General features: G+C 67.5%; 17 protein-coding genes. 13 read left to right on the forward strand and 4 right to left on the reverse strand.

From position 1 onward, the window contains the following. Window positions 1-57: 57 nt before the first annotated feature. On the reverse strand, window positions 58-876 hold the full coding sequence (locus tag J8I29_RS20305) for an ABC transporter ATP-binding protein (protein ID WP_245197183.1): 819 nt from the start codon (window positions 874-876) through the stop codon (window positions 58-60). After that, window positions 860-1,672: an ABC transporter permease gene (locus J8I29_RS20310; RefSeq protein ID WP_105863332.1), complete on the reverse strand. Its 813-nt coding sequence runs from the start codon at window positions 1,670-1,672 to the stop codon at window positions 860-862. The genes J8I29_RS20305 and J8I29_RS20310 overlap by 17 nt, the downstream gene beginning before the upstream one ends. Before the next feature lie 157 nt (window positions 1,673-1,829). Here J8I29_RS20310 and J8I29_RS20315 point away from each other — a divergent pair, with 157 nt between their 5' ends. The 9 genes from J8I29_RS20315 (at window position 1,830) to J8I29_RS20355 (ending at window position 10,037) form a co-directional block, all read left to right on the forward strand. Next, a complete protein-coding gene (locus tag J8I29_RS20315) occupies window positions 1,830-2,975 on the forward strand; it encodes a hypothetical protein (RefSeq protein WP_105863331.1) in 1,146 nt (381 codons plus the stop codon). 124 nt (window positions 2,976-3,099) lie between these two features. Further along, on the forward strand, window positions 3,100-3,384 hold the full coding sequence (locus J8I29_RS20320) for a phosphopantetheine-binding protein (RefSeq protein ID WP_105863330.1): 285 nt from the start codon (window positions 3,100-3,102) through the stop codon (window positions 3,382-3,384). Window positions 3,385-3,499: 115 nt separating this feature from the next. After that, the gene (locus J8I29_RS20325; protein WP_280870896.1) at window positions 3,500-4,711 is read left to right on the forward strand and encodes a beta-ketoacyl-[acyl-carrier-protein] synthase family protein; all 1,212 of its coding nucleotides are present in this window, start codon (window positions 3,500-3,502) and stop codon (window positions 4,709-4,711) included. Then, window positions 4,708-5,127: a hypothetical protein gene (locus J8I29_RS20330; RefSeq protein ID WP_105863328.1), complete on the forward strand. Its 420-nt coding sequence runs from the start codon at window positions 4,708-4,710 to the stop codon at window positions 5,125-5,127. Before J8I29_RS20325 ends, J8I29_RS20330 begins: the two co-directional genes overlap by 4 nt. Further along, entirely contained in the window at window positions 5,124-5,519 is a 396-nt protein-coding gene (locus J8I29_RS20335) for a MaoC family dehydratase (protein WP_209433041.1), read from the forward strand. Before J8I29_RS20330 ends, J8I29_RS20335 begins: the two co-directional genes overlap by 4 nt. Beyond that, window positions 5,519-6,316 carry an SDR family NAD(P)-dependent oxidoreductase gene (locus J8I29_RS20340; protein ID WP_209433042.1) on the forward strand — a complete coding sequence of 266 codons (798 nt, stop codon included), beginning with the start codon at window positions 5,519-5,521 and terminating at the stop codon, window positions 6,314-6,316. Before J8I29_RS20335 ends, J8I29_RS20340 begins: the two co-directional genes overlap by 1 nt. Then, a complete protein-coding gene (locus J8I29_RS20345; RefSeq protein WP_209433043.1) occupies window positions 6,313-7,437 on the forward strand; it encodes a glycosyltransferase in 1,125 nt (374 codons plus the stop codon). The genes J8I29_RS20340 and J8I29_RS20345 overlap by 4 nt, the downstream gene beginning before the upstream one ends. Beyond that, window positions 7,365-8,669 carry a glycosyltransferase gene (locus tag J8I29_RS20350; RefSeq protein ID WP_209433044.1) on the forward strand — a complete coding sequence of 435 codons (1,305 nt, stop codon included), beginning with the start codon at window positions 7,365-7,367 and terminating at the stop codon, window positions 8,667-8,669. Before J8I29_RS20345 ends, J8I29_RS20350 begins: the two co-directional genes overlap by 73 nt. Window positions 8,670-8,705: 36 nt before the next feature. After that, complete coding sequence (locus J8I29_RS20355; RefSeq protein ID WP_209433045.1) at window positions 8,706-10,037, forward strand: glycosyltransferase family 2 protein; 1,332 nt, start codon at window positions 8,706-8,708, stop codon at window positions 10,035-10,037. A gap of 9 nt (window positions 10,038-10,046) precedes the next feature. Here J8I29_RS20355 and J8I29_RS20360 read toward each other — a convergent pair whose 3' ends face one another. Both J8I29_RS20360 and J8I29_RS20365 read right to left on the reverse strand, forming a co-directional pair. After that, window positions 10,047-11,282 carry an MFS transporter gene (locus J8I29_RS20360; RefSeq protein WP_245197184.1) on the reverse strand — a complete coding sequence of 412 codons (1,236 nt, stop codon included), beginning with the start codon at window positions 11,280-11,282 and terminating at the stop codon, window positions 10,047-10,049. 19 nt (window positions 11,283-11,301) lie between these two features. Continuing rightward, the gene (locus tag J8I29_RS20365) at window positions 11,302-12,516 is read right to left on the reverse strand and encodes an aminotransferase class I/II-fold pyridoxal phosphate-dependent enzyme (protein WP_209433046.1); all 1,215 of its coding nucleotides are present in this window, start codon (window positions 12,514-12,516) and stop codon (window positions 11,302-11,304) included. A 194-nt stretch (window positions 12,517-12,710) separates the two neighbouring features. Between J8I29_RS20365 and J8I29_RS20370 the strand changes: the two genes are divergently transcribed. The 4 genes from J8I29_RS20370 to J8I29_RS20385 all read left to right on the forward strand — a co-directional run bounded on the left by J8I29_RS20370 (window position 12,711) and on the right by J8I29_RS20385 (window position 16,240). Continuing rightward, on the forward strand, window positions 12,711-13,592 hold the full coding sequence (locus J8I29_RS20370) for a transglutaminase family protein (protein ID WP_209433047.1): 882 nt from the start codon (window positions 12,711-12,713) through the stop codon (window positions 13,590-13,592). 178 nt (window positions 13,593-13,770) lie between these two features. Beyond that, a complete protein-coding gene (locus J8I29_RS20375) occupies window positions 13,771-14,682 on the forward strand; it encodes a LysR family transcriptional regulator (protein ID WP_209433048.1) in 912 nt (303 codons plus the stop codon). 246 nt (window positions 14,683-14,928) lie between these two features. Next, a complete protein-coding gene (locus J8I29_RS20380) occupies window positions 14,929-15,345 on the forward strand; it encodes a DoxX family protein (protein ID WP_105863642.1) in 417 nt (138 codons plus the stop codon). 43 nt (window positions 15,346-15,388) lie between these two features. Continuing rightward, complete coding sequence (locus tag J8I29_RS20385; protein ID WP_209433049.1) at window positions 15,389-16,240, forward strand: VOC family protein; 852 nt, start codon at window positions 15,389-15,391, stop codon at window positions 16,238-16,240.

Raw genomic sequence — 16,240 nt, forward strand, 5'->3', positions numbered from 1 at the left:
AACGTTTTTCGGATTCCGAAGCGGGCGGAGTATGCCTCCACCTCCCTGCTATTCGCCTCAGGTCATGAAGGCGAAGCGGTTGGGATCGTCGGCCTCCTCGGCCAGCGCCTTGCGATAGTCGCGGATGACGGCATGCGTCTCGCCATCGGCCCTGAGGCGGCCGCGGTCGATCCAGATCGTGCGTTCGCACAGCTCCGCCACCTGGTCGAGATCATGGGAGACGAACAGGATGGTGCCGCGCTGGCGGAAGGCGCGGATCAGGGTGCGGCAGCGCTCGCGGAAGGCATCGTCCCCCACGGCGAGGGCCTCGTCGACGATCAGCACGTCCCCGTCGGCATGCGCGCAGATGGCGAAGGCAAGGCGGGCGCCCATGCCGCTGGAATAGAGCTTCACCGGTTGCTCGAAGAAATCGCCGAGGCCGCAGAGTTCCTGGATGGCGGGCAGCCTCTCGGCGACCTGCGCACGCTTGAGGCCGAGAATGGCGCCCGAGAGATAGCAGTTCTCGCGGCCCGTCAGTTCGTAGTCGAAGGCGGCGCCCAGCGCCAGCACCGGGGCGATGCGCCCCTTGACGGTGAGCGTGCCGACAGTGGGAGCGGTGATGCCGCACAGGATCTGCAGAAGGGTCGATTTGCCCGAGCCGTTGCGCCCGACGATGCCGACCGCGGCGCCCTTGGGAATGGCGAAGCCGATCTCCTTGAGCGCCCAATATTCGTCGTAGTAGCGCCTCTTGCCGCCAAGCAGCACCTGCTTCACCTGGTCGATCGGGCGGCGGTAGAACTGATACGCCTTGCCGAGATCGCGGCACTCGACTGCGAGGTCCTGGACGAGATCGTGGACGAGATCTTGGGCGAGCGTCTGTTCAGATGATATCGACAAGGATCGTCTTCTTTCGCATGAACAGGGTCCGGCCAGCATAGAATACCGCAAGCGAGGCGGCGAGGCAGGTCAGGTAGAGCAGGCCATCGGGCCAATTGCCGCGCAGGATGGCGGTGCGCATCATCTCGATGATGCCGGTCAGGGGATTGAGATAGAGCAGCCAGCGCCAGCCTTCCGGCACATTCGAGGCTTCGTAGAAGACGGGCGTGGCGAACATCGCCACCGGAATGATCGAGATGATCAGGTGGTTGAGATCGCTGGTCAGCGCGCCGATGGTGGAGAGGATCCAGACGATACCGAGCAAGGCGAGGCCGAGCGGCAGTAGAATGAAGGGCAGCGCCAGCCAGGACCAGTGGATCGACTGGTCGATCAGGATCTGCCCGGTCAGCAGCACGGCGAGCGCGATCAGCATATAGACGCCGCCGCGCGCCACCGCGATCCAGGCCAGGATCTGGGGCGGGAAGATCGAACGGCGGATGATGTGCTTGTGCTCGGCCAGCAGGAGCGGGGCGCGATAGGCGATCTCGGCGAAAAAATTGAAGACGACCAGGCCGACGAAGATCGAGAAGGCATAGCCGAAGCGCCCGCCGCTGTCCTGGGCGGCGCCCACCTTGAGCGCGCCCGAGAAGACCAGCGTGTAGATCGACAGCATCACCAGGGGCGCCAGCACGGCCCAGGCCCAGCCGAACACGGAGCCGCGAAAGCGCACCTGCAATTCGCGGGTCAGGATGGCGCGAAACAGTTCGCGCTGGCGCCAGATATCGGCAAAGGGCTGCAGCAGGGGCTGGGTTTCCATGAGGGCATGCCATACCCAAAGGGCGGAGGCGGAACAAGAGGCGCCGGGGGCAGGTCTTCGGATCGGCTTGGCCTTTCCGGCGGGCGGCGCGGTTCCAGGCGGGTCCGAAGCTCCGCCCCCCGTTGCCTTTCCGGCGCGAACTTGACAGAAGGGCGGCATGCCCGTCAGCGTCCGCCCCGTTTCCTCCAAGCGCGAACTCCGGCAGTTCCTCGCTTTGCCGCGACGGATCTATGCCGAGTTCAGCGATTATGTCGCGCCGCTCGATCATGATCGGGCCCAGTTGATCGACCCCGCCAGGAGCGCCTTCTGGACCCATGGCGAGGCGGCGTACTGGCTTGCCTATGACGGGGAGGGCAGGGCCGTCGGCCGCATCTCCGCGCAGATCGATCATCTCGCTACGGGCGCCCAGCATGAAGGCATCGGCTTTTTCGGCTGTCTCGACGCGGTGGATGATGAGGAGGTGGTCGTCGAACTGGTGCGGACCGCCGCCGCTCATCTCGCCGGCAAGGGCAGGACGGTGATGCGCGGCCCCTTCACGCTGTCGATCAATGCCGAATCAGGCCTGCTGATCGATGGTTTCACCGCACCCGCCATGGTGCTGATGCCCTGGCACCCGCCTTATCTGCGCGGCCATCTGGAAGCGGCGGGGCTCAAGCTGGTGAAGACGCTGCACTCCTACGGCTTCGACCGGCGCCGCAGCGATCTTGCCGAGCGGCTCGAAAAGCTCGGCATGGAGCGTCGCCGCAAGGGGTTCGACATCCGCGCCATGCGCATGGACCGGCTGGCCGAGGATGCCGAGCTCGGGCGCCTGTTGTTCAACGGCTCCTGGGCCGCCAATTGGGGGTTCGTGCCGGTCTCGCAAGCCGAAATGGCGGCGATGATCAAGGCGTTCAAACCCCTGCTCAAGGCCGATTACGGCGTCTTCGTCGAACGAAACGGCGAGTTGCTCGGCTTCGCCCTCTTCCTGCCCAACATCTTCGAGATCACCGGCGACCTCGGTGGGGCGCCGTCCCCGCTCGGCTGGCTGAAACTGGCCTGGCGCGGCCTGACGCGGCGGTTCACCGGCGGCCGCGCCGTGCTGTTCGGGGTGGCGCCGCGCCTCGTCGGCTCGGTCTCCGGCGCCAGTGTCGCGCTCATCCTGGTGGACGAATTGATGCGCCGGGCGGCCATCACCGGTGTGCAAGATTTGGAATGCGGTTGGATTCTTGACGACAACTATGCCATGACGAGCGTAGTTGAATGGCTTGGGGCCCGGTCGACACGCCGTTTCGGCGTCTTTGAAGCATCGATTCAGTCCCATTAGGCCCGTAGCGTTTTGTGGTTTGACGGCATTGCCAAGAATCGCAAGACGCGTTGAAACAAAAAGCTTGAGCAATCGAGCGGTTAGCTAGAACGCGTTTTGCTCAAGGGACGTGTCCAGGAAGAAGATGTCGACCCATACCCAAGATAACATCCTGTCCGATCCGCAGCGTGTCTATGACGAGGTCGTCAACCTGATCGTATCCGAGGGCATGGTGGATCGCGAGAAGGTCACGCCGGATGCCACCTTCGAGACGCTCGGCCTCAAATCCATCGACATCGTGATGATCCTCACGGCGGTGGAGGAGAAGTTCGACGTCTATATTCCGATGGACGGTTCGATCGCCGAAGCCAAGGATCTCAAATCCTTCATCGACGGCGTGCTGGCACGCATCGCCAGCGAGAAATCCTAGGACAAACCGCGATTTTCCCGAATCGGACTTTCTGTTTAACTCTTTGTTTTGACGCGTTTTCCTAGTCGAAAAGTCTGTCGGCTTCTCTGGAAAACGCTCTGGAACGGGCTCTGGTTTGAGTAGAACACGCGTCTACATTACCGGCATGGGAGCGGCGACGGCGGCGGGGCTGGGCGTGCCGGCGCTGTGGGAGGCCGCCCGCGAGGGCCGGAGCGCCATCGGCCCACTCGAGGTGGCACGGGAACTGCGCCACAATATCCGCATCGCCGGCCAGTTGCGCGGTTTCGACCCGGCCGCCCATATCGAGCCCGACGTGCTGGCCTTTTGCGACCGTTTCACCCAGCTCGCCATCGTCGCCGGCGACGAGGCCCTGGCCCAGGCCGGCTTTGCCCGCGGCGACCGGCAGGGCGAACGCACGGCCACCATCGTCGGCACCGGCATCGGCGGGGGTGAGACCATCGAGATCGGCATCCACAACGCCTATGTCACCGGCCAGCGCCTCGATCCCTGGAGCGTGCCGCGCCTGATGCCGAATGGTGCCGCTTCGCAGCTGAGTGCCCGCCATGGCGCGCGGGGCCCGTCCTTTGCGGTGGCCAGCGCCTGCGCCTCCGGCACGCAGGCCATCGGCCTCGGCGCCCATTTCATCCGCGCCGGCCTGGTCGACCGGGCCGTGGTCGGCGGAGCCGAGGCCTGCATCACCGCCTCGGGGATGAAGGGCTGGGAAGCCCTGCGCGTGCTCTCGCCCAATGCCTGCCGTCCCTTCTCCAAGGACCGCAACGGCATGGTACTCGGGGAAGGCGCCGCGATATTCGTGCTGGAGAGCGAGGAGAGTGCCCGGTCCAGGGGGGCGGCGCCGCTGGCCGAACTGTGCGGCTACGGCACGTCCAGCGATGCCGGCGACATTGTGCGCCCGGATGCCGGCGGCGCGGCCTCGGCCATGCGCCAGGCCCTCGAGGATGCCGGTCTGGAGCCGGAGGCGATCGGCTATGTCAACGCCCATGGCACCGGCACGCTCGCCAACGACGCCACCGAAGCCGCCGCTCTTGCCGCTGTTTTCGGCGGGCATCTGCCCGGCCTGCCCGTCTCTTCCACCAAGCCGGTGCATGGCCACGCCCTGGGCGCGGGCGGCGCCATCGAGCTGGCGATCACGGTGATGGCCCTGCGCGAAGGCGTGGTGCCACCGACCCTCAACTGGACAACGCCCGATCCCCGATGCGATCTTGATTGCGTGCCAGGGCAGAAGAGGGCGGTGACGATGCGCCATGCCATGACGAATTCCTTCGCATTTGGCGGCATCAATGCGGTGCTGATCGTCGGACAGGCATGAGCGCGCCGCCGCCTCTGCGGATCGGACCCATCGCCGCCCGGGTCGAGGCGGATGCCGTGCGGCGCTATCGCGAGGCGACTGCCTTCGACGGCATGACGGGCGAAGGAATGGCGCGTGACGGCGACGAGGTTCCCGCGACCTTCCCGGCGATCTGGCTGTGGCACCCGGCCGCCAAGGCTGCCTTCGAGGATCTTGCCGGCGAGGAGCATCTCATTCCCGTGCTGATCGCCCAGCGTTTCAGCTATCGGCGCGCTTTGCGCATCGGCGAGGAGATCCGCTTCGTGATCACCCGCCAGGCGGATGCCGCCCTGCCCGACGATGTGCAGATCGAGGCGCATATCGAAGGCTCGGATGGCGAGGTCATCGCCGATTTCGCCGCGACCTATCGGTTGTTCCAGCCGGAGCTGGCGCAATGAGTGCCGTGATGCCGCCCCTCGTCATCGGCCCGATCGGCCCGGCCACGGTCGAGGCGTTCGCCCGCGCCTCCGGTGATACCAATCCGCTGCATGTCAGCGCGGCCATTGCCCGCACCATCGGCCTCCAGGCCGCGCCAGTGCACGGCATGCTGCTGGTTGCCTATCTGCACGAGGCGGTGCGGCGCTTTCTGCCCGAGGCGACCATCGCCGGCCTGTCGACCCGCTTCATGGCCCCGGTGCCCGTCGGGGCGAGCGTCGAGATATCAGGGCGGACGGTCAAGCGCCACGAAGACGGCGGGCCGGCCGTGCTGCGCCTCTTCGTCAAGACGGGGAACGGCGTGCTCGCCTGCATGGCTGAAGCGACCTTGTCGCGCGCGATGGAGGGTGGGTGATGAGCCGCCGGACCGTGCTGATCACCGGAGCCAGCAGCGGCATTGGCAGGGCCCTCGCCCTCGAATATGCCGCGCGCGAACATTGTCTTCTTCTCGTCGGTCGGGATGAGGCGCGGCTGGCGGACATTGCCGGGCTCTGCCGGGCCCGTGGCGCCACGGTCGTCGCCGGCCGGATCGATGTCCGCGATCGCCAGGCGCTTGCCGGCTGGATCGCGGCCCGGGACGGCGAGACGCCGATCGACCTGGCCATCGCCTGCGCCGGCATCGTCTCGGGCACCAGTGCTCTTCGGCCGCTCGATCCCGGCGAGGCGATGCGCGCCGTGCTCGCCGTCGACCTGATGGGGGCCGTCAACACCATCGAGCCGGCTCTCGAGGCCATGCGTCCCCGTCGCCGCGGCCATGTCGCCCTGGTCGGCTCACTCGCCGGCCTGCGCGGCTTTCCCTCCTCGCCGGCCTATTCCATGGCCAAGGCTGCGGTTCATGCCTATGCCGAAGGTATCCGGCCGGCGCTGAGGCGGGAAGGCATCGCGGTCAGCCTGGTCGCGCCCGGCTTCGTCACCACACCGCTCAACCGGGATCTGGTCGCACCGCAACCCCTGAAGATCAGCGCCGCGAGGGCCGCCGGCATCATCCGTCGCGGGCTCGACCGCGGCAAGCCGGTGATCGCCTTCCCCTTCATCCTCTATGCCGGGATGCGCCTGCTCACTTTGATGCCCGCCCGTTTCGGCGACTGGCTGCTCGATCGCCCCGGTGTCGATGTGCCGCTGACGCACGAAAAGGAGGTGGGCGGGCCATGACCTTGCTCACGGGCCTGGCCGCCCTGTGGTGGGCCGGCCTCATCCTCCTGCTCCTCGGCTCGGCCCTGCTTGCCTCGATCCAGCCGGCGCTCGCCGCCCGCCGTGCCGGTTCCCGGACGCAAGAGCCCTTTTCCGTGCTGGTGCCGCTCCGGCGCGCCGATGAAGCACAGAACGAGGCGAACCGCCGGCTCGGTGATCTGGATCACCCTGGCCTCGAGATCCTTTTCTCGGTGAGCCGTGAAGCAGGATGCGGGGCGGCCTCCTATCCTCCCTCTCCAGGGGAGGGTATGGAGCGGTTGCGCGCCTCGCTGCTCTTCACCACGCCCATTCCCGGCGCCAATCCGAAGATCGCCAATCTGATCGAGCCGGTCGAGGCGGCGGCCCATGACCTCCTGCTGATCAAGGATGCCGCCACCATTCTGCCGCCCAGCGCTCCGACCGCGATGATGGCGAGCCTGGTGCCGGGCGTCGGGCTGGTCTGTGCCGTGCCGGTGGCGCGGGCGCCCGGCAATTTTGCGGCCATGCTGGAGGCCAGCCTCGTCAACACCTATGGCGGGCGGCTGCTGCTGGCGCTCTCCGCGCTCGGGGGCGGGGCCGGCATCGGCGCGGCCATGCTGCTGCGGCGCGGCGATCTCGCGGCCGCCGGCGGCCTGCGGGCGATCCTCGACGCCGTTGCCGACGACCACGCCTTGGCAAAGCTCCTGAGGAACAGGGGCCTGCGCCCGGTCTTCGCCGGCGCGACCGTCGACCAGGACCTCGGCGCCCGCCGGCCCGCCGAGATCTGGCGGCGGCATCTGCGCTGGGCGATCTGCCGGCGGCTCGAAGAGCCTCTGGCCTTTGCCGCCGAGCCTCTGATCGGCCTGCCTGCCGCCTGCCTCGCGGCGCTTGCCGGTGCCGCCTTCCTCGGCCTGCCCGGTATGCCGCTCCTCCTGCTCACGCTGCTGATCTGGCCCGCGGCCGAATGCTGGCTCGCCTGGCGCAAGGGCTGGCCGCTTTCCCCGGCCATGCCGCTCGCCGTGCTCGCCAGGGAGGCGATGATGCCGGCGCTGTGGCTGAACGCCTTGCTGGCGCGGCGCCTTTCCTGGGGCACGGCCACGATCGCGCTGGCGGGGCGGGGCTGATGCTGCTCGTCATCGATGCGATCGGCCTTGTCGCCGGCCTTTTCCTTGTCGTCCTGCTCGGCCAGCATCTGCGCCTTGCCTGGCGCGCCCGCCGCTACCGGACGCCCCCGATGCGGCAGCACGCCGAGCCCGTGCCTATCCTCCTGCAGATCCCCGTCTACAACGAGGCCGGCTCCGTCGAGGGCGCGCTGGCTTCGGCCCTGGCTCTCGACTGGCCGGCCGACCGGCTGACCATCCAGCTCCTCGACGATTCCACCGACGAGACAGCTGCCCTTGCCGCCGCCGCCATCGCCCGGCTGCCGCCCGGCGGCCCGGTGGTGCAGCAGGTCAGGCGTCCGAGCCGGGACGGCTTCAAGGCCGGCGCCCTCGCCGAAGGCATGAGGCGCTGCGATGCCCCGCTGATCGCCATCCTCGATGCCGATTTCAGGGCGCCTTCCGATTGGCTGCGGCAGGCAGCGGCGGTGTTGGCCGCCGATCGGCGGGCCGCCTTCGTGCAGTTCCGCTTCGAATTCGGCAATCGCGACCAGAACTGGATGACCTCGGGCCAGCAATTCTCGGTCGACACGCATTTCCTCGCCGAGCAGGCCGGCCGGCAGGCCGGCGGCGACATGTTCCAGTTCAACGGCACCGGCGCGGTCTGGCGCCGTGCCGCCATCGAGGCGGCCGGCGGCTGGTCCGCCGATACGCTGGCCGAGGATCTCGACCTGACCTTGCGAACCTATGCCGCCAGCTGGCACGGCCAGCTCGTGCTGGAGGCGCCACTGAGTTGCGAAGCGCCGGCCGACCTTGCCAGCTGGCGCGTGCAGCAGGCGCGCTGGTCGACCGGCTTCGTCCAGGTCGCGCGCAAGGGGCTGCCGCTCGTCTGGGGCTCCAAGTGGACCCTGGGTGCCAAGTTCGGCACCAGCCTGCTGCTCGGCCTGCAGCTCGGCCTGCCCTGCCTCGTGCTGGCGGCCGGCGCCTTCGTGCTCGACGGCCTGCTGCGCGGCTTCGGCAGCGGGCATGCCCTTCTGGCGGCGGCCGCCGCCCTTTATGCCGCGACTTCCGCCATCCTCATCACCCTGCCGCCATTTCTGCGCTTGCGCCGGGGTGGTATCTTCCGCTACGGGGCAACCCTGATCGCAATTCCGGTCCTGCTCATCTTTTTGGCTTTGGCCAATTCGGTGGGTGTGATCGCCGCTCCCTTTGCGGGCCGACACGATTTCGTGCGCACGCCCAAGCGTGGTGACCGATGACAGGCTGTAAGCGAGTGTGGGGCTGAGAGACGGAGTTTGACGGGTTTGTGGGAGAGTTTCTGGGCGATCGCCGGCTGGCTGGCGGTGATATTGGCCGTGGTATCGTTGTTCGGCTGGACGGTCACCTTCGGCTCGACCCTGGCGACCTTCTATCTCGTCTTCAAGCATTGGCGCCTGCGCAAGGCCGGCATGGAGGCCGAGCGCCGACTGCTGGCGCATGGCCTGCCCACCGAAGCCGAACTGCCGGATGTGGTGGTGCAGATCCCCACCTATAACGAAGGCGCCATGGTTGCCCGTGCGCTCGATGCCGCCACCGCCCTCGACTGGCCGCGCGAGCGCCTGCATATCCAGATCCTCGACGATTCCACCGACGGTTCCACCATCTTCGCCAATGAGGAGGTGGCGCGGCGCCGGGCACAGGGCTTCGACGTGGTGCTGATCCATCGCAAGGATCGCAGCGAGTACAAGGCCGGCGCGCTCGCCAATGCCATGACGCTGACGCCGCACGGCTTTTTCGCCATTCTCGACGTCGATTACGTCCCCGATCCCGACTTCCTCAAGAAGACCATGACCTGCCTGCTGGCGGATCCGCAGCTTGCCTTCATCCAGGCCCGTTTCGATTACATGAACCGGGACGCCAATCCGCTGACGCGCACCCAGGCGGTGCTGCTCGACGCGCATCTCGCCATCGAACAGGGCACGCGCTGCTGGGCCGGCCATCCCCTGCCGTTCAACGGCACCTGCGGCGTCTGGCGCCGCGAGGCCATCGAGGCGGCGGGCGGCTGGCGCGGCGGCACGCTCGCCGAGGATCTCGATTTGTCCTACCGGGCCTGGCGCATCGGCCGGCGCGGCTCCTTCCTGATGAGCGTGCCGGTGCCCGGCGAGCTCCCGGAGACGATGAAGGCCTGGATGGTTCAACAGCAGCGCTGGACCAAGGGCTTCGGCGAGGTGATGCTGCGCCTGCTCTGCCCGATCCTCGCCGACGGTTCGCTCTCGCTCGCCGATCGCCTGAAGGCGGCGATGCATCTGGGGGTGTGGTGGTCGGGCCTGGCCTGGGCCGTGGCCTTGCCGGCCGGCATCGGCGCGATCGTGCTCGGAGCGCCGCTGCGCTGGGAACTGGCCGGCATCCTCGTCGGCCAGCTCCTGATCGGCTATATCGCCCTCTTCGTGTTTCTCAGGGCCGGCAATCTGTCGCTGCGGCCCGGGCAAACCCGTCTTTCCGACTTCGTGCGCGAATTCGTGCAGGTTTCCCGCGATCTCTTCCGGATCGGCGCGGCGATAGGGCCGGCCCAGCGCGAAGTGATCTTCAGGAAGCGCAGCGAATTCGTGCGCACCCCCAAGTCCACCCCGGCGCCGAAGGTGGTTTGAGTTCGTGCCTCAGGGCGCTCTGAGCCGCCCCCGGATCCCGAACAGGCCGGCCATGGCGAGGGCGGAGAAGCCGGCGCCGGCGAAGAAGGTGCCGCCCGGCCCGGTCATGTCCCAGAGCAGGCCCGCCAGCACGCTTGCCGCCAGCAAGGCGAGGCCGGTGACGAGATTGTAGACGCCGAAGGCCGTCCCGCGCAGCTCGGCCGGGGCCGCCGTGGCGATCAGGGCGGCGAGCAGCCCCTGGGTGAAGCCCATATGCAGGCCCCACAGCGCCACGCCGATGCCGACACCGATGATACCGGGGGCGAGGGCGAGCACGATATCGGCGACGATCAGCAGGACGAGGCCGAGGATGAGCAGGAGGACGCGGTCCATGCGGTCGGCCAGGATGCCGACGGGATAGGCCGAGAGCGAATAGGTCAGGCTCATCACCACCAGCACGACGGGGACCAGGGCGAGGGGCAGGCCGATCGACTGGGCCTTCAGGATCAGGAAGGCTTCGGAAAAACGGGCCAGGGTGAAGACCGCCGCGACCGCCACGACCCACCAATAGGTCGCGCCCAGGCGGGCGAGCTCGTCGCGGCGGAGCGGCATGCGCACGCGCCGGAGCGCCTGCGGCCGCGGCGGTTCCTCGACGAAGACCAGGATCAGGGCGACGGCGGCGAAGGCCGGGATGACGGCGATCCAGAACACGGCCTGGAAATGGTCCGCCGTCAGCCACATCAGGCCGATGGCGATGAGCGGGCCGGCGAAAGCCCCGATGGTGTCGAGGGATTGCCTGAGGCCGAAGGCCGCCCCGCGCAGATGCGGCGGCGCGAGATCGGCGACCAGCGCATCGCGCGGCGCCCCGCGGATGCCCTTGCCGAGCCTGTCGATGAAACGGGCGGCTACGAGCCAGTCGAGCGAGGCGGCGAGCGGGAATATCGGCTTGGTGCAGGCGGCGAGGCCGTAGCCGATCGCCGCCAGGAGCTTGCGCTTGCCGAGCCAGTCGCTGAGCGCACCCGAAAACACCTTGGTGATCGAGGCCGTCGCCTCGGCAATGCCCTCGATGATGCCGACGGCTAAGGTGGAGGTGCCGAGGACGGCGACCATATAGACCGGCAGCAGGGCATGGATCATCTCCGAGGAGACGTCCATCAGCATGGAGACGAAGCCGAGCGCCCAGATGCCGGCGGGAAGCTTGCGATCCGCCGAAGGGGACGGCGGGGGAGACGCGTCGGGGCTGGCCGCCCGGTCGGGCTGATTCATGGGGCGAACACGCCGTGCGCTAAGCCGCCGGCCTGAGCACGCCGGTCTGGCGGCCGGCCGCGGCGATGATGTCGAGGGCGGCCTCGATATCGGCGGCGCCGTGGGCGGCGGAGACCGAATAGCGCAGCACCACCTCGCCATTGGGCGTGGCCGGCGGGATCAGCATGTTGACGTAGAGCCCGGCGCGGAGCAGGGCGGTCCAGGTATCCAGCCCGGCCTTGATGCCCGGCATGCGCACGGCGCCGACCGGGCCGGGCGGGGCCAAAGGCGGCAGGCCGAGGCCGGTCAGGCCGCGATGCAGCGTCTCGGCATGGGCGGACACGGCGGCGCGGCGCTCGCTGTCGCCCGCGATGATCGACAGCGCCTGCCGCGCGGCGGCCACCACCGGCGGCGGCAGGGAAGCGGTGTAGAGATAGCTGCGCGCGGCAAAGCGCAGGGTCCGAAAGGCCGGATCGCTGGTGACGCAATAGCCGCCGACCACGCCGACGCTCTTGGAGAAGGTGCCGACGATCACGTCGACCTTGTCCTCCACGCCCTGGGCTTCGGCGACGCCGCGCCCTCTGGCGCCGTAGAGCCCGAGCGAATGGGCCTCGTCGACCAGCAGCACGGCGCCGGTTTGCGAGGTCACGGTGCTGATCGCCTCAAGGCTGGCGACATCGCCGAGCACGCTGTAGAGGCCCTCGACGATGACGAGCGTGCGGCTGGCCGCGATGCCGCTTTCCGCAATGACCCGGGCGAGATCGGCGGCGTCATTGTGCTTGAAGGTGAGGATCTTCGCGCCCGAGAGCCTGCAGGCATCGAAGATCGAGGCATGGCAGTGGGCATCGAGAACCGCGGCGTCGCCCTCGCGCACCAGCCCGCCGATCGCGCCGAGATTGGCCATGAAGCCGGTGGAGAACACCACGGCGTCGCGCCGGCCATAGAGCTCGGCGATGGCCTTTTCGAGCTCGACATGCAGGGCCTGATTGCCGCTGGCGACGCGCGAGGCGGTGGAGCCGGTGCCGAAGCTCGCCAGCGCGGCGCCGGCGGCCTCGATGCAGGCGGGATCGAAATTGAGGCCGAGATAGGAGTTGGTACCGAACATCAGGGTCTCGCGCCCCTCGATCATCGCCCGAACCGGGCTCAGCACGCGCTCGATCACCACGTTGAGCGGTGTAAGGGCGCCCCCGGTGGAGCGGTCGAAAATATCGGCGAAACCCTGCGATCGTGCCCTGATGCCCGGCGGCCCTGCCATCGTCACTCCTTGTTTCCAAGCCAATCCAACGGATTGGCTCGAGTGTCTTTATGATTCGCGGCGAATTCGCCAGATCATGAAACTCGATCGCCCGGCAAGAGTTTCCCAGTCGCCGGCTCGTTCGGTCTTACCCTATTTTTTCGTATCGTCCATCCGGACCGGAACGAATCTGCTGCCTGAAGGGAGTTCGTGCCTTGAAACGCCTGATCGTCAGCCATCGCACGACCTATCGCTATGCCGAATCGGTCAGCTTTGGGCCGCACCGCATGATGCTGCGCCCGCGCGACAGCCACGAGATGCGGCTGATCTCGGCCACCCTCACCACCTCGCTGCCGGCCGAATTCGTCTGGACCTATGATGTGTTCGGCAACGAGGTCTGTACAGGCGTGTTCACCGGGCAGGCCAGCGAATTGTCGATCGAGAGCCGGCTCGAGATCGAGCGCTTCGCCTCGGCCGTGCCGACCGCCCATTTGACCGGCGGGGAGGCACCCTTTCCCGTGACCTATTCGGCCGACGAGACCATCGATCTCGGTGCCGCCATGCTCGCCTCGGCCGCCGACTATCCCGACGATCTCAGGCTCTGGATCGCCGGCGCCCCCAGGCGCCATCCGGGCGGGGCACGGGATCTGCTCACCGGCCTGTGCCAGGAGATCCATGGCGAGTTTGCCTATGTCACGCGTTTCGAGCAGTCGACCCAGGACCCGGCCTTCACCTTCGCGAACCGCAGCGGCGCCTGCCGCGACTTCGCGGCCCTGTTCATCGCCGCGGCCCGGCTGCTCGGCTTCGGCGCGCGCTTCGTCTCCGGCTATTTGTTCGATCCGCCGCCGGAGACCGGAGCGCCCGTGCTGCAGGGAGCGGGAGCAACCCATGCCTGGGCCGACGTCTATCTGCCCGATATCGGCTGGATCGAGTTCGACCCCACCAACGGACTGGTGGCGTCCGACCGGCTGATTCGCATCGCCGCCGTGCGGGAGCCGCACCAGGCCATACCGATATCGGGCTCCTTCATCGGCACGCCCTCCGCCTTCATCGGGCTCTGGGTCGGCGTGGATGTCGAGGAGGTGGAAGGGGCTTGAATCCCTCACCCCCAATCTGAAACAGCTCGACCTTTGTCATGCCGGGGACAAGCCCGGGCATGACCAACCAACCCTCGCGCTTTCCCAGTTGAAATTGTTGCGTTCGACGGCCATTTCTTCCATCTTCGAGCGGTTTCTGTAAATTCTGACTATATTCGCTCCAGACCGGAAGCAATGCATGGAACGGCTCGAATGCGATCGCATGTTCGTGGCAGTGCTGGAGGCCGGCAGCTTCTCCCATGCGGCGGCGCGGCTCGGTACCAGCTCCGGCCAGGCTTCCAAGCTGGTGTCGCGGCTGGAAGCCGATCTGGGCGTGCAACTGCTCAAGCGCACCACGCGGGCCCTGTCGCCGACCGAGATCGGCCGTGCCTATTACGAACGCATCAAGGCCGTCCTGGAGGAATTCGATGCCCTCGACGCTTCCGTCCGCAGTGCCTCGGGCCTGGCGGCCGGGCGCATCAAGCTCTCCGTGCCCCTCAGCTTCGGCACCATGCATCTGGCGCCGGCCTTCGTCGCCTTCGCCAAGCTCTATCCCGACATTCAGCTCGATGTCGGTTTCACCGACCGCGTGGTCAGCCTGGTCGATGAAGGTTTCGACATGGCGATCCGCATCGGCAATCCCGGCGATTCCAGCCTGATCGCCCGCAAGCTCTGCGAGACCCGCATCGTGACAGCGGCGGCGCCCGCCTATCTCGCTGCCCATGGCGAGCCTCTGCATCCGCTGGAGCTGACGCGGCACGAATGCATCATCGATACCAATTTCAGCGACCCGCTGAGCTGGCGCTTCCAGGCCGATGGCGCGCTGCTGCAGGTGGCGGTCAGGGGGCGGCTGCAATTCTCGAACGGAGAGGCCAGTTTCAAGGCGGCGGAAGCCGGGCTCGGCATTGCCTGTGGCCCGAGCTTCCTGGCCGGTGAAGCGCTGCAGGCGGGTCGCCTCAAGCCCCTGCTGCGCAGCTTCGAGCACAGGCCGCTCGGCGCCTACGCCCTCTATCCGCCCGGCCGCCATCTGGCGACCAAGATCCGCGTCCTCGTCGACTTCCTGGCAGAACGCTACCGCGGCAGGCCTCCCTGGGAGCAGGGGTGGTCCTGAAACCGATCCGCGTAAAGTTCGACGCACCATCTCCGTCATTGCGCGCTGAAGCGAAGCAATCCAGCGGCTTAAAGGTGGAGAGTCTAATGCCCATGGATTACTTCGCTTCAGCGCAATGACGGTCAGCCTTCATGGATCTCGATATAAATTCCGATATGGAAGGAATATTCTGTCTGGTACCGGGATAATCTCCGTGGTGGAAATGGTGCAGTGTGCGGGCAGCAATCCTATCCCCCGGAGACGATCATGTTCGACACCCGCACTGCTCCCTATGCCGCCCTCCTGCTGCGCCTGGCGCTCGGCATCCTCTTCCTGGCCCATGCCGGGCTGAAGATCTTCGTGTTCACGCCGGCCGGCACCGCCCAGTTCTTCGCATCGCTCGGCTTGCCGCCAGCGCTCGCTTATGTGACCATCGCCTGGGAGGTCATCGGGGCCCTCGCGCTCATTCTCGGCGTCTGGCCGCGCCTCGCCGCCCTGGCCCTGATTCCCGTCCTGGCGGGCGCCATCGCCACTGTGCACGGCCCGGCCGGGTTCTTCTTCACCAATCCCAACGGCGGCTGGGAATATCTGGCGCTGTGGATCGTCGGCCTGCTCGCGCTTGCCTTGATCGGCGACGGCGCCCTGGCGCTGCGGCCGACCCCGTCGCGCGGCGCCGCCAGCTGACGCGGTACCCCTCGCGTCAACCCACCCTCGTCAGGAGGATGCCATGTCAGCCAGTGACGCACCCCTCAGCATCGGCACGGTCAGCCTGACCGTGCACGACCTCGATGCCGCCAGCCGCTTCTATGAACAGGCGATCGGCCTGCAGCCCCTGTCGTCGGAGGCGGGCCTGCGCCGGCTCGGAGCCGGCGACGCGGTCCTGCTGGAACTGCGCCACGACCCACAGGCCCGGCGGCGTTCGCCCCGCGAGGCCGGCCTGTTCCATACGGCCTTCCTGTTGCCCAGCCGGGCCGATCTCGGCCGCTGGCTCAAACATGTCGTCGAGACGCGGCTGCCGCTCCAGGGTGCTTCGGATCACCTGGTCAGCGAGGCGATCTATCTGTCCGATCCCGAAGGCAACGGCATCGAGGTCTATGCCGACCGCCCGCGCAGCGCCTGGACCGTCGACGGCGGCACGGTGGCCATGTCGACCGAACGCCTGGACGTGCAGGACGTGATTGCCGAAGCCGGCACGACACGCTGGCAGGGCTATCCTGCCGGCGGCATCGTCGGCCATGTGCATCTCCAGGTCGGAGCCATCGAGCCGGCGGATGCCTTTTTCGGCGGCGTACTCGGTTTCGATCTCACCGCGCGCTATCCCGGCGCCAGCTTCTTTGCGACGGGCGGTTATCACCATCATCTCGCCGCCAATATCTGGAACAGCCGCGGGGCGGGCGAGCGCGCTTTCCCCTCGACGGGCTTGGCCGAGGTGGAGATGATCGCAGCCGATGAAGAGATCCTTGCCGCCCTGCGGAACCGGGTGCAGGCTGCCGGCGTTGCCATCAGGGAAAAGGCGGGCGGTTTCGCCCTGCACGATCCCTGGGGAACCTCGTTCTCCGTAGTCACCCGCAAAGGCTGA

Source organism: Labrys sp. LIt4 (genome assembly GCF_017813775.1).
In the GTDB taxonomy this organism is placed as follows: Bacteria; Pseudomonadota; Alphaproteobacteria; order Rhizobiales; family Labraceae; genus Labrys; species Labrys okinawensis_A.

Bases quoted from the DNA above. Each gene is read 5' to 3' on its own strand.
- J8I29_RS20310 (WP_105863332.1), bottom strand. From the start codon at position 1,672: ATGGAAACCCAGCCCCTGCTGCAGCCCTTTGCCGATATCTGGCGCCAG.
- J8I29_RS20315 (WP_105863331.1), top strand. From the start codon at position 1,830: ATGCCCGTCAGCGTCCGCCCCGTTTCCTCCAAGCGCGAACTCCGGCAG.
- J8I29_RS20320 (WP_105863330.1), top strand. From the start codon at position 3,100: ATGTCGACCCATACCCAAGATAACATCCTGTCCGATCCGCAGCGTGTC.
- J8I29_RS20330 (WP_105863328.1), top strand. From the start codon at position 4,708: ATGAGCGCGCCGCCGCCTCTGCGGATCGGACCCATCGCCGCCCGGGTC.
- J8I29_RS20335 (WP_209433041.1), top strand. From the start codon at position 5,124: ATGAGTGCCGTGATGCCGCCCCTCGTCATCGGCCCGATCGGCCCGGCC.
- J8I29_RS20340 (WP_209433042.1), top strand. From the start codon at position 5,519: ATGAGCCGCCGGACCGTGCTGATCACCGGAGCCAGCAGCGGCATTGGC.
- J8I29_RS20345 (WP_209433043.1), top strand. From the start codon at position 6,313: ATGACCTTGCTCACGGGCCTGGCCGCCCTGTGGTGGGCCGGCCTCATC.
- J8I29_RS20360 (WP_245197184.1), bottom strand. From the start codon at position 11,282: ATGAATCAGCCCGACCGGGCGGCCAGCCCCGACGCGTCTCCCCCGCCG.
- J8I29_RS20365 (WP_209433046.1), bottom strand. From the start codon at position 12,516: ATGGCAGGGCCGCCGGGCATCAGGGCACGATCGCAGGGTTTCGCCGAT.
- J8I29_RS20375 (WP_209433048.1), top strand. From the start codon at position 13,771: ATGGAACGGCTCGAATGCGATCGCATGTTCGTGGCAGTGCTGGAGGCC.
- J8I29_RS20380 (WP_105863642.1), top strand. From the start codon at position 14,929: ATGTTCGACACCCGCACTGCTCCCTATGCCGCCCTCCTGCTGCGCCTG.
- J8I29_RS20385 (WP_209433049.1), top strand. From the start codon at position 15,389: ATGTCAGCCAGTGACGCACCCCTCAGCATCGGCACGGTCAGCCTGACC.